The 12,393-nt window shown below is 29.3% G+C and carries 15 protein-coding genes, 1 pseudogene and 1 riboswitch; all 16 genes and pseudogenes read right to left on the bottom strand.

Annotated features, from left to right (window positions below; all coding sequences use genetic code 11):
- Positions 1 to 12 precede the first annotated feature (12 nt).
- Entirely contained in the window at positions 13 to 531 is a 519-nt protein-coding gene (spoIIIAB, locus tag B3630_RS04920) for a stage III sporulation protein SpoIIIAB (RefSeq protein ID WP_346896037.1), read from the bottom strand.
- A gap of 3 nt (positions 532 to 534) precedes the next feature.
- A complete protein-coding gene (gene spoIIIAA / locus B3630_RS04915; RefSeq protein WP_346896035.1) occupies positions 535 to 1,452 on the bottom strand; it encodes a stage III sporulation protein AA in 918 nt (305 codons plus the stop codon).
- 229 nt (positions 1,453 to 1,681) lie between these two features.
- The gene (efp, locus tag B3630_RS04910; RefSeq protein WP_035129348.1) at positions 1,682 to 2,239 is read right to left on the bottom strand and encodes an elongation factor P; all 558 of its coding nucleotides are present in this window, start codon (positions 2,237 to 2,239) and stop codon (positions 1,682 to 1,684) included.
- A gap of 318 nt (positions 2,240 to 2,557) precedes the next feature.
- Entirely contained in the window at positions 2,558 to 3,385 is an 828-nt protein-coding gene (locus B3630_RS04905) for a MetQ/NlpA family ABC transporter substrate-binding protein (RefSeq protein ID WP_346896033.1), read from the bottom strand.
- 62 nt (positions 3,386 to 3,447) lie between these two features.
- The gene (locus tag B3630_RS04900; protein WP_414632996.1) at positions 3,448 to 4,098 is read right to left on the bottom strand and encodes a methionine ABC transporter permease; all 651 of its coding nucleotides are present in this window, start codon (positions 4,096 to 4,098) and stop codon (positions 3,448 to 3,450) included.
- Between the two features lie 2 nt (positions 4,099 to 4,100).
- Positions 4,101 to 5,057 carry a methionine ABC transporter ATP-binding protein gene (locus B3630_RS04895; protein WP_346896031.1) on the bottom strand — a complete coding sequence of 319 codons (957 nt, stop codon included), beginning with the start codon at positions 5,055 to 5,057 and terminating at the stop codon, positions 4,101 to 4,103.
- Between the two features lie 127 nt (positions 5,058 to 5,184).
- A riboswitch (SAM riboswitch) is annotated at positions 5,185 to 5,315 on the bottom strand.
- 73 nt (positions 5,316 to 5,388) lie between these two features.
- On the bottom strand, positions 5,389 to 5,778 hold the full coding sequence (locus B3630_RS04890) for a hypothetical protein (RefSeq protein WP_346896029.1): 390 nt from the start codon (positions 5,776 to 5,778) through the stop codon (positions 5,389 to 5,391).
- On the bottom strand, positions 5,768 to 6,211 hold the full coding sequence (locus tag B3630_RS04885; RefSeq protein ID WP_346896027.1) for a hypothetical protein: 444 nt from the start codon (positions 6,209 to 6,211) through the stop codon (positions 5,768 to 5,770). The genes B3630_RS04890 and B3630_RS04885 overlap by 11 nt, the downstream gene beginning before the upstream one ends.
- Before the next feature lie 22 nt (positions 6,212 to 6,233).
- Positions 6,234 to 6,959, bottom strand: coding sequence for a hypothetical protein (locus B3630_RS04880; RefSeq protein WP_346896025.1), 726 nt, complete (start codon positions 6,957 to 6,959; stop codon positions 6,234 to 6,236).
- A gap of 11 nt (positions 6,960 to 6,970) precedes the next feature.
- Positions 6,971 to 7,414 (bottom strand): hypothetical protein, encoded by a 444-nt coding sequence (locus B3630_RS04875; RefSeq protein WP_346896023.1) that lies wholly within the window; start codon positions 7,412 to 7,414, stop codon positions 6,971 to 6,973.
- On the bottom strand, positions 7,401 to 7,838 hold the full coding sequence (locus B3630_RS04870) for a hypothetical protein (RefSeq protein ID WP_346896021.1): 438 nt from the start codon (positions 7,836 to 7,838) through the stop codon (positions 7,401 to 7,403). The genes B3630_RS04875 and B3630_RS04870 overlap by 14 nt, the downstream gene beginning before the upstream one ends.
- Positions 7,825 to 8,268 (bottom strand): hypothetical protein, encoded by a 444-nt coding sequence (locus tag B3630_RS04865; protein WP_346896019.1) that lies wholly within the window; start codon positions 8,266 to 8,268, stop codon positions 7,825 to 7,827. The genes B3630_RS04870 and B3630_RS04865 overlap by 14 nt, the downstream gene beginning before the upstream one ends.
- A complete protein-coding gene (locus tag B3630_RS04860; protein WP_346896017.1) occupies positions 8,249 to 8,692 on the bottom strand; it encodes a prepilin-type N-terminal cleavage/methylation domain-containing protein in 444 nt (147 codons plus the stop codon). Before B3630_RS04860 ends, B3630_RS04865 begins: the two co-directional genes overlap by 20 nt.
- A 21-nt stretch (positions 8,693 to 8,713) precedes the next feature.
- The gene (locus B3630_RS04855; protein WP_346896015.1) at positions 8,714 to 9,910 is read right to left on the bottom strand and encodes a type II secretion system F family protein; all 1,197 of its coding nucleotides are present in this window, start codon (positions 9,908 to 9,910) and stop codon (positions 8,714 to 8,716) included.
- Positions 9,900 to 11,408: a GspE/PulE family protein gene (locus B3630_RS04850; RefSeq protein WP_346896013.1), complete on the bottom strand. Its 1,509-nt coding sequence runs from the start codon at positions 11,406 to 11,408 to the stop codon at positions 9,900 to 9,902. The genes B3630_RS04855 and B3630_RS04850 overlap by 11 nt, the downstream gene beginning before the upstream one ends.
- 154 nt (positions 11,409 to 11,562) lie before the next feature.
- Positions 11,563 to 12,391: pseudogene (dapF, locus tag B3630_RS04845) on the bottom strand (diaminopimelate epimerase).
- Positions 12,392 to 12,393 lie beyond the last annotated feature (2 nt).

Below are 12,393 nucleotides of genomic sequence, written 5' to 3'. Positions count from 1 at the left end.
CCACACGCCTCCTTACATTAAAATAATTCCTATCATGGCACCGAAGGAAAACCCCAGGTATCTATACATCTTCACGTTTTTATCAATGTTACATTCTGCATTCTTAATTGCTTTTCCCAAATTTTCTAGAGTTAGTGCAAACATATCATTATGTCCTTCTATGTCCATTTCACCTAAACTTTTAGTAAAATCTAAAAATATACCTAGGTCATCTTTTGTTAAAGATAATTTGTCCACTCTTTTATCTAGACTATGAATAAAACAACTATTTACATCACATTCCTCGCTGCTAATAATTAATTCTGACGCTTCCTTAAAAATTCCAGCTATGGGTTCTTCACATTTTTCATAGACCTTATTAAGAGCCTCTGGAAGTAATGCATGGGTAAAATTTATTTCATTCTTTAATACATATACTCCTCGCTGAAATTCCTTTAACTCCCTAACTCTTTTTTTAAATTTTTCTCCATAGGAAAATCCTAAAATAGTAGATGAACCTACTATGAGAATAAAACCTATTACTTTTATCATTTATTACCACCCCCTTACTTTCTCACCTTTTGTAAAATCATATATATATTCTATGGTTGCAATGCCACACTTATTACTTAAAATTACAGCCCTTTGAAAAACTTTATTTTCTAATATCTCTTTAAATACTGGTCTATTATAGAGATCCTTTTCGCTAAATCCGTGGATAGTAGTTATTACATTTACACCTGAATTTAATGCTGCCACAATACTCTCCATATCTTTATAGGTACCTATTTCGTCACATACTATAAGGTGAGGAGCCATACTTCTAATGGCCATGATTATTCCTTGACTTTTCGGGCAGTTATCCAGTATATCTGTCCTAATGCCTACATCCATTTGAGGAACGCCTCTATAACATGCTCCAATTTCACTTCTTTCATCAATAATAGCTACATTTTTGCCACTTAATCCATATCTTGATAATCCATTAGATATCTCCCTTGATAAATCTCTCAATATAGTTGTTTTCCCACATTTAGGTGGAGATATTATTATAGTATTTAATATAGAATTATCTTTAATGATAAAAGGTAAGATTCCATCACTACATCCCTTTACCTCTCTAGCAATACGTATATTAATTGAAGATATGTGTTTTATAGTCTTAAGAGAGTTTTCTTCTAAAACACAGGTACCACAAATTCCAACTCTGTGACCACCTTGAATAGTTATATATCCTTGTTTGATTTCTTCCTCAAAGGCATATATGGAGTAGCTACTTATCTTTTGAATAATTATCTTTATGTCCTCTAGTTTTGTATTATAGCTTGTTCTTATCTCCTTATTATTGCTTATACATATAAGAGGTTTGTTAACTTTCAATCTAATTTCTTGTAGTTTTCCACCATGGTCATAGTTTATAACTTCAGTTCTAATAGAAGGAGATAGTATATCCAAAACATCTTTAGTAATCATGCAACTCACCCTTTCTTACTTAATTGTTATTACCTTTCATAGATAATTATTACTATAATATTTTTATTTTTTATTTTTTGCAAAAAATAAGTGCTTCATATAATGANNTCATTATATGAAGCACTTATTAAAAACAGTATGTTTTCATATATCTCTGCAACTTATTAAATATGTATTCATAGAATAAATAAAAACTAGCCTTCAATTATGAAAGCTAGCTCAATATGGACTAAACTCTTTCCATATATTCTCCTGATCTAGTATCAACTCTAATTGTGTCTCCTTCATTTACAAATAGAGGAACTGGAACTATTGCCCCTGTTTCTACTGTAGCTGGTTTTAACACGTTAGTTGCAGTATTTCCTTTAACTGCTGGTTCAGTGTTTGTAATTAATAATTCAACGAAGTTTGGAGCTTCTACTGAGAAAGCTTCACCCTTGTAGAATTTAATTATTGCAAACATGTTTTCTTTTAAGAACTTTATAGCTTCTTCTACTTTATCGTAGTTTAAAGGAATTTGCTCGAAAGTTTCTTGATCCATGAAGTAGTATAACTCTCCATCAGAATAAAGATACTGCATTTCTTTTCTCTCTATTACTGCTTCTTGGAATTTAGCAGTTGGGTTGAAAGTTGTTTCTGTAACCGCTCCAGTTATAGCATTTTTCAATTTAGTTCTAACGAAGGCAGCACCCTTACCTGGTTTAACATGTAAAAATTCTACAACAGTGTAAACTTGTCCACCATCTTCAAAAGTTGTTCCTTTTCTTAAATCTCCAGCTGATATCATAATGTAACCTCCCAATATATAATAGCCTTTGTTAATAAAATTATTATAACCTATTTAAAGCACTTTAATACCTTATGTAGTTATTAATATGCATACTAAATTTTAGTAATAAATTAATTACCTAATTTAATAATTATAATTACTTACATTTACATTAACAATGATATTTTATCAAAACTATGTATTCTTTGCAAACAAATTATACCTTCATATTAAGAAACTTGCAATAAAAGTTTAAATATATTATTAAAAATGCATATTATATCCATATATCCATATATACATATATTCATATCTATTATATGCATTTTGATAGATTTAAAACCCAGGAATAATAGCTCCTTTATAATTCTCTTCGATGTATTTTTTTACTTCTTCAGAAGTAGCTGCCTTTGTTAAAGCTTTTATTTTATCCTTTTCTTTATCTTCTGTTCTAACAGCAATGATATTTGCATATGGACTATCTATACCTTCAATTACTAAAGCATCTTTTAAAGGGTTAAGTCCTCCCTCTAAAGCATAGTTAGTATTTATTACTGCTAATTCTACATCTTTTAGAACCCTTGGTAACTGTTCTGCATCTAGCTCTGTAATCTTAACATTTTTAGGATTTGAAGTAATATCTTTTGCAGTTACTAGATCCCCCTCTGAAATTTCAATTACTCCATTTTTAGCTAAAAGCTTTAAGGCTCTTGCTCCATTAGATGGATCGTTAGGAATTGCTATTTCCGCACCATCTTTAATAGCGCCTATATCACCTAATTTTTCTGAATATACTCCCATTGGTTCTAGGTGTACCTTTGTTGTATAAGAAAGATCATAAGATTTTTCCTTTACTGTAGCTTCTAAAAAAGGTACATGCTGAAAATAGTTTGCATCTATTTCACATTCTTCAAGGGCAGTATTAGGTAGTACATAATCTGAAAATTCCACTATTTCTACTTTATATCCTTGATTCTCCAATAGTGGCTTTATAGCATTTTCCACTATAGCTTTATGAGGCTCTGGAGACACTCCTATAGTTATAACCTTATCTGCACCCTTAACCTCTGAGCCTACTTTTCCCTTAGAACCACAGCCTGCTAAAGCCACACCTAAAGCTAGGGTTAACGTTAAACTTAATAATTTCTTTGCTGATTTTTTCATGTATATATTCCTCCTTGATTATAAATTTCTAAACTTAAATTTCTAAACTTAAATTTTGAATACTAGCTTAATTTCTTATATATGTAGTTTCCTAAGCTTTGAATAAGTTGAACAAATATAATTAAAACTACCACTGTAAATATCATAATTGTAGTATTAAATCTATTATATCCATAGGTTATAGCTGCTGCTCCAAGACCACCTCCACCAATAGATCCAGCCATAGCAGAATAGCCTATAATGCTTATAATAGTTAAAGTAAGACCTGACGCAATAGATGGCAAGGCTTCCTTTATCATTATTTTAAATATTATTTGAGTCTTAGTAGCTCCTAAGGATTGAGCTGCTTCTATAACCCCTTTATCTACTTCCTTTAAAGAAGTTTCAATAATTCTTGCAACAAAAGGCGCTGCAGCTATAGTCAAAGGTACTATGGCCGCTGTAGTTCCTATAGATTTACCTACAATAGCTCTAGTAACAGGAACTACTACCACCATCAAGATTACGAAAGGTAAACTTCTTAAAGTATTTATAACCCCATCTAATATTTTATATATATATTTATTTTCCATTGGACCTTCTTTGGTTGTTAGTATTAAAGCTATGGCTAAAACCATACCAATAATTACTGCAAAGATCGTAGATATCACTACCATTATTAAAGTTTCTATTAGTGCACTACTAAGGATCCCTATAATTACTTCTGCTGTCATAACTATAACACCTCCCATTGGAAATTATTCTTTTCTAAGTAACTAGTAACAACTTCCTTCCACTGTTCATCAACTCTTATGACTAATGATCCCAATACATTTTCTCTGAATTTTTCTAGCTTTCCCCATACAACAGAAAAATTTACATTCAAATCTCTAGCCATGTTGGTTATAAATGAATTTTCACTTTTATTTGCCGGAAAGTATATCTTAATATTGACTCCATCTTGAAATAAAAATTCTTCTTCTCCTAAGAATTTTCTTAGAGAATATCCTGGTCTTAAGAACAGTTCATCTACATTTCCTTCAGCTTTAACTTCTCCGCCTTCTACAAGCAATATTCGTTGGCATATAGACTTTACTACTTCTATCTGATGAGTAACCATTACTATGGTAATCCCCATTTCTTTATTAATTTTAGATAACAACTCTAATATGTCCTTTGTAGTTTTAGGATCCAGTGCCGAGGTTGCTTCATCACAGAGTAATATTTTAGGTTCTAAAGCTAAAGCTCTTGCAATTGCTACTCTTTGCTTTTCTCCGCCACTTAACCCTTTAGGCATAGACTTTATCTTGTGGTATAATCCAACAATTTCCAACAATTCTTCTACCTTTTTTTCTATATGCTCCTTATCATATCCCCATAGTTGTAATGGTAATGCCACATTATTATATACATTAGACCTTTTAAGTAAGTTAAAATTTTGAAATATCATTCCAACATTTTTTCTAAACTCTCTAATATCTCTTTCTGTCATAGAGGAAACTTCTTTTCCCATAACTTTCAAACTACCTTCATCATAACCTTCTAATCCATTTATACATCTTAACATGGTAGATTTTCCAGCTCCACTGTGACCTATAATTCCATATACTTGTCCTTCTTTTATGGTAAATGAAACATTGTTTAGAACTTTTAAACTCTCAAAGCTCTTATTGATATGTGATACCTCTATCATGTTCTATCACCGTCCTTTACTGTAGATATCCTATTTACTTTAAATCTAGATTTAATTATTTGGGGTAAAACAAAAGCACTAGAGAATAAATCTCTAGTGCATAAAATTTCATGCATGCCAATTCATTCTCTTATCTTCCAGCTCAAAAAAGCTGCAGGATTTAGCACCATGACGAACATATAAAGATATATGATTCAATATATATACACAGGTTGCTGGGTTTCAAAGGGCCAGTCCCTCCACCGCTCGTGATAAGACAATATTTACTTTTACCTTGGCACTAATTATACATAACAATAAATAAATAGTCAATATAAAAATACCAAAATTTTTAGATTTTTTTGAATACAAGTATAAAGGTGCAAATATCTTCTTCCACCACCAAAGAGTTAATTTCTTTTATTTCATCCATCTTACCTAAATCACTAAGTAAATTTTTAAAAGTAGTAAAATCACCCTTACACTTGATAGTCACTTCACCACAAGAGTCATAAACAACAATGTTATTTAAAGAAATATCATTATAACTTCTTAATCTATTTAAAAATTCTCCAAGTTTAAACTCTTCCTTTTTATTTGCTTCTACACGGTTACTTACAACTAAATTTCTATGATTTTTAGCATTATTTAAATTTATTTGTGTTTTACCATAGGCTATTAAGAGTATTATAGTTATTATAACTACTGTAATATTAATTAATTTATATTTTCTAGTATCCATTAATCTTTACCTTAGCTGTAAAATATAGCTCTTCCTTCTCTTGAAGAATAGATGAAACTTCAACTATTGAAAACTTTTCTTCTAAAATTTTAATACTCATTGAATAATCTTCCTTATCTTTAATCTTTATATTTAATCCTATATTATTATCCTCTATATTCATAGAATTTATCTCAAGATCTTCCTTTGAAATTATTTCATAAATATAGTTATATACAAAGGTTGTAATACTTTTTCTGTCATTATTTAATTCTATGTTTTTGTTATACTGAGCTTTATCTACAATATTTAATCTCTTATAATAATTACCTAATATTCCCATGGAAATAATTATAAATAATGCAGAAAAATATATCAAAGTCCTTATTATATTTTTCTTATAAATGTACCTTAAATTCTCTATATACCATTGAGGATAATATCCTTCTTTCATTACCTCTCTCCCCTTTCATAAATTAAGAATTTACAGGAAAACTCCTTTTCATCTCATATAAATTAGCAATCTTAACCTTTTCATTTTTCTCATTTGTAATGATGTAAATTCCCTTATTATTATATTCTTCCCCACTAATCTCTCTCAAAAATGCTAAGATTTCTATATTTACATTTTCTTTACTTCCATTTATAACTCTATTTGCTCTTATAGCTCCATTTCCTACTTCAATGATATAAACATACTTATTTCTATATATTATTAAAGTGAATTCTCCATTTTTTATCTTTTTGTTGTATTTATTTGTATATAACTGTTGTATAGGTATTACAGAGTTTATATTTGCCCCTAAAAATAATTCTCGATTCATTAAAAGTGAATCCTTTACATTTATGCAGTATATAGCTACCTCTAATTTCTCTCTTTTATTCCTAATAATTTCATAGTTAAAGATTATATTTTCTATATCATAAAAGATTTTTATTACCTGATTTTTAACAATTAAATCTAGTTTAATTTTATTTACTTTAGGCACAAAAATATTATGTACAAATATCTCTTCTCCTTCTAAAATTATGTCCAAATTAAGCTTTCTTAAATTTTCCTCAACTGCAACATCACTGTCTTTATAATTTTTCTTACTGCAATATGTGCAGTAAAAATTCTTATCCTTTTTTAAATCTTTAATCTTTTCTTTTACAAACTTTATTTCTTCTTCACTTATTTCAATTGTACACCTTTTCTTCATAATTCTCCCTTCTACTGTACTAAATTTCCCTTAAAAATATATTTAATTTTACTATCACTAATATCCACAATGAACCTATAAACTCTATTTAACCCATTGATCTGAAAATACTTATTGCTTAAGTCATAGGTGATATAACTATTATCATAGGTGATTAGTTTTTCACCAGCTTTCCTTTCAAAGTATTTCTCTAGAGTCTCTGCATTTATAGTTTCTATATTTTCTAGTACATAACTATTAAAACTAGCTATTAAGCGCTCCTTATAGCTATGGTCCTGATTTTCTTTCAAGTTATATTCCACATAATTTTTAATATAAGAATTCCTATTAATAAAGGATTTCATAGAATAGCATATAGTAAGGGAAATAATCATTCCTACAATTACTACATAGGTTAATATCCATCCCCTATGAATTTTTCTATATTTGTTTAACCATATTTTATATTTTTCCAATTCCTCTCTCCCCACTAATTCCTTTATCTGTAACTATTTTAATGAATAGAACCTTACCATTTTGCCTAACTTTAAATTCTTTGACATCATATAAAAGGGGCTGATTGGTGTGGCCTACTCCATTTTTATTCTTAAAAAAGAACCTAAGTTCATTCCCATCTAAAGAAATATAACTTTCTCCTACATTTGTAGGTATAATTAAATCTCCATCTTTTAAAAAACATCCTTCACCTCTATAATTAACATAATTCTCTATATACATAAGTGCTTCATAAATCCCTGTAATTTCACTAGAATAATATACTCGTTCCTTATAACTTTTCATCCAAATACTATAACTGCTAATAATAACTGTAATTATTAAGGATGAAATGCTTAAAGCAGCTATTAATTCTAATATAGTAACACCTTTAACTTTTCTCATAATTCCCCTTGTAGAATACATAATTTATTTCCTTTCCATCTTGAAACCTATATAAAACTTCTACTTTTATAATTTCTTTACCAGTTTCTTCTGTTCCCATTAACATTATAATTGGATATTGTTTTACTTCATCCTTTATAATATGCCTTATATTTATACTACCTATAGATTTCTCTGATAAATCACTAGTATTTATGAATCTAGTTTTTCCAACTATATCTTCTTTAATATCACCATAATCCATATTGCATAAAATAAGCTTTTTAACTGCATCTATCTGAAAAGTGGCCTTCATTTCCTTTTGCTCTTCTTCTTCACATCTTCCCATTACACCATAAAAAATAAGTGCTCCTATGAGAATAGTAGATATAACTAACATGCTTATTATAGTTTCTAACAGTGTAATTCCTTTATTTTTGCTTACTAACATAATCTGTTCCTACCTTTATGGTTATAACTTCTCTACGTCCCTCTGAATCATATATATTTATAGACCTTCCCATAGATGTATTTCCGTCAATATCTAATGGTATAGTTATACTAGCATCATTAGATATATGTATCCTTAGTGAATCTGGTAATAGATAACTGTGTACTTTTACAGTTCCATGATATAGGTTTAATTCTCTACTTTGGATAACTAATCTAAAGAGTTTTCTATTATCATAATTATTTCTTGCATACATCTTACAACTATTTATAAATTCAATTGTTCCATTAACCCCATGTTCCATTTCCATGGTCAACTTCTTTTCCTCATAGGAGTTTAAATGAGGATATATTATAAATGAACATATAGATAATATTCCCAATACTACTATTAATTCTATTAATGTAAATCCATTTTTCTTCATAGCTTTCTACCTTAATACCTTCTAAAGCTTTGTATTATACATATTAAACAATGGAATCATAATTGCAATAATGATAGATCCTATAAATATACCTACAAAGACTATTAGTAGCGGCTCTATTAGAGATGTGACCCTATCTAATTTTCCTTCAAGTTCTTCTTCGAAAACTTCATTACAACATTGCAATACCTCTTCAATACTTCCATTAATTTCTCCTATATATATTGTTGATAGAAAATAATTCGAAAAAATATCACACCGCTTAAGGCACTCATAAAGGCTATCACCCCTTTCTAACCCTTCTATACATCTATTTAACCGCTCTTTAATGTAAATGGCATTTTCACAATTTCTCAGTAAAATTAAAGATGATTTTATATCAATACCACTACCTATCATCATTGAAAGAGCCATAGTAAATTTACAACAAAATCTATTTTTCTCTAAATTTTTCGTTAGTGGATTTTTATATTTAAAATTATAGGTTATCCCCTTCCCCTTTAGATAAATATGCATAAAGCTTATGCCAATGAAAATCCCTATGACCATTGGTAGTACAAGTATACCTAGACTATTTATAACTCTAGATAATCCTAAATAAAATTTAGTTATATAAGGGAGTTTCATATTTTCTATATCCATAGAATTAAAAAATGCAGGTACTAACTTGTAAATGGCAATTAACCCCATAATTAATACAAATATAAATAATCCTATAGGATAAATACTTACGCTAATAATTTTCTTTCGCCTTTTATATTCCTTCATATAGTACTTTTCCATGAAAGTTAGAATTTGCTGCAATCTACCACTTTCTTCTCCAAAATGAACTAATGTTATAAAAAATTCGGGAAATACATTTTTAAATTTCTTTAAGCTTTCTGAAAAGGATAAACCACTTTTTATATTGTTTATAACTTTATTTAGAATATCACATAACCTTTTATCCCCTAAATGCTCTTCTAATAATTTCAAAGCATTAACTAAAGGAATTCCTGCCTTTAAATTATTCTTTAAATTTCTGCAAAAAGTAGATAAATTTTTTTCTGAAATCCTTCTTTTAAGCAAATATGTATTTTCTTTATGCAACTCTTTATATTTAATACAATATATTTCTTCCTCTTCTAATCTTTCCATTAAACTCCAATGATCTTCTACTATAACTTTTCCTGATACAATTTTCCCCTTTACATTTATCCCCTTATACTTATACTCCATAATCCACTCCTAAGGCTTTTTCAATGTTATAAACCTGCATATTTCCATAATACTCTTCCACAGAAGTAATTCCCTCTACAACTAATTCCTTAAAATATTCATTCATAGTAATCATTCCCTCTTCAATAGCTATGTTTCTTAATATATCACTATCCCCACTATCCATAGACTCCTTTAATCTCTTTCCCATAATCATAATCTCATAGGCTACAGTTCTTCCTCTGTATCCAGTGCTATTACATTTAATACATCCAGTTCCTCTATAGCCTTCTTCAACCCTATCCATGGCTAGAAGTTTCTTTTCTTCCTTGGATAATTTATATTTCACCTTACACTTTTCACATATTAATCTTGTTAACCTTTGAGCAATTACAAGAACAAGAGAACTTTTAATTATATCTCCATCTATCCCCATGTTAGTTAGTCTATTTATAGCACTGCTAGCATCGTTAGTATGCAAGGTAGTTAAAACTAAGTGACCTGTTAAAGATGCTCTTATAGCTACTTCAGCAGTTTCCTTATCTATAATTTCACCAACCATTATTACATCAGGATCCTGTCTTAATACTGCCTTTAATATATTTCCATAGGTAGCACTACCTTCTCCTATGGAAACTTGATTAATTCCCTGAACTTCACACTCCACCGGCTTTTCTACAGTGACTATATTCCTAATTTCTTCGTTCAACTCATTTATCATAGAATATAAAGTAGTAGTTTTACCACTTCCTGTAGGACCCGTAATTATAATTAAACCTTGTTTAAACTTTAATATATTTTTTAAGATTCGATAATCTTTAGGTGTAAAACCCAGCTTATTTATATTTAACAAAGGTGCATTTCTTTGTAATATTCTTATTACAAATTTTTCTCCGTGAACAGTAGGCATTGTAGATATTCTTAAATCATAAATATGTTCTTTTACTTTAAGATTTATCTCTCCATCTTCTGGAGCATATTTATTAGTAATATCCATATTTGCCATAACCTTTATTCTTGTGGCTATAACCTCATAAAGACTCTTAGGTAAAGCACTAAAAACATTTAAAACACCATCAATTCTGTACCTTACAGTAATTTTATCCTTCCATGGTTCTATATGGATATCACTAGCACCTTTTTCAATACCTTCTCTAAAAATTGAATCAACTATAGAAATAATGGGTCCTTTTACTTCTTTATCAAGCTCCTTTCTAGGATACTCTTCACCTTTAAGTCCCTTAACTATTTGCTTTCTATAAATTTCTTCATAATATTTATCTAAATAAATCTTAAATTGATCTATAGTACATAAATTAAATACTGCTTTCTTCTTTAAAATAAATCTTAATCTACTAATTTCTTCATTGGTATGCTCCTTGAAGGTAGCTAAGTGAATCTCATTATTTCTTATGTCATAAGGGAAAACGCTATACTCTTCACACATCTCCTTGGAAAGCATAGACATAGCCTTAGTATTTATTGCTATTGAATCTAAATCTACTCTGTTGATCACCATTTTATCTCCTTAAACATATTAAAAATATAATCTTCTTTTGTCACAACTATAATTATTACCATTTATTTCAAATATAATTCTATAAATAAATAAAAAAGGGTTTATATTAAAACAATTTTATTAATTGTTTCAATATAAACCCTTCATAGCTCACTTATACTTCTATTTCACCCTTAAATACATTTTCCGCTGGCCCCGTCATCATTATTCCATCCTCAGTTATTTCTATAGCTAAAATACCTCCTGGAGCCATAACCTTCACAGATTTATCTACTAAATTTAATTTATTACAAACCACCACCGATGAACAACATCCTGTTCCACAGGCAAGGGTTGGCCCTGCTCCTCTTTCCCAGGTATTAACCTTTNNTTTCCTCCCTATTCACAACTCTACAAAAGTTAACATTGGTACCCTGTGGAAATAATTCATGGGTTTCTATGACTGCACCTTCTTCAACTTTAAACCCTCCATCTTCAGTTAATAAAACAGTATGAGGAACTCCAAGTAATAATGAAGTTATATTATAGCTTTTCCCATTGGCACTGATATCTTTTTTAATAATTTCTTCCTCTCCTAAGGCAGGAATAAACTTTGGATTAAAACTCTCTCTTCCCATATTTATCTTAACAGCTTTTACCTTATTATCTTCTAAGAATAGATGACAAACCTTTATACCATCTCCTGTTTCTACGGTAAACTCACTTTTTCTTACTATGTTATTTTCATATACGTATTTTGCAAAGCATCTTATTCCATTTCCACACATACCAGCATAGGAACCATCACTATTTATTATTATCATTTGAATATCAGCAATTTTGCTCCTTCTTACTACTAATATTCCATCTCCTCCTATGCCAAAATTTCTATCACATAACTTTTTAGCTAAAGTACCTAAATCATTGTGTTTTACTTCCATATCTTCAAAAACCACAAAATTATTTCCTGCTCCCTGCATCTTTATAAATTTTAAAATTTTCATAA

Origin of the sequence: Clostridium sp. UBA7503 (assembly GCF_002477055.1) — a bacterium.
In the GTDB taxonomy this organism is placed as follows: Bacteria; Bacillota; Clostridia; order Clostridiales; family Clostridiaceae; genus Clostridium_J; species Clostridium_J sulfidigenes.
Note: the sequence above shows the minus strand (reverse complement) of the source record. Positions and strands in the feature narration are given on the sequence as shown.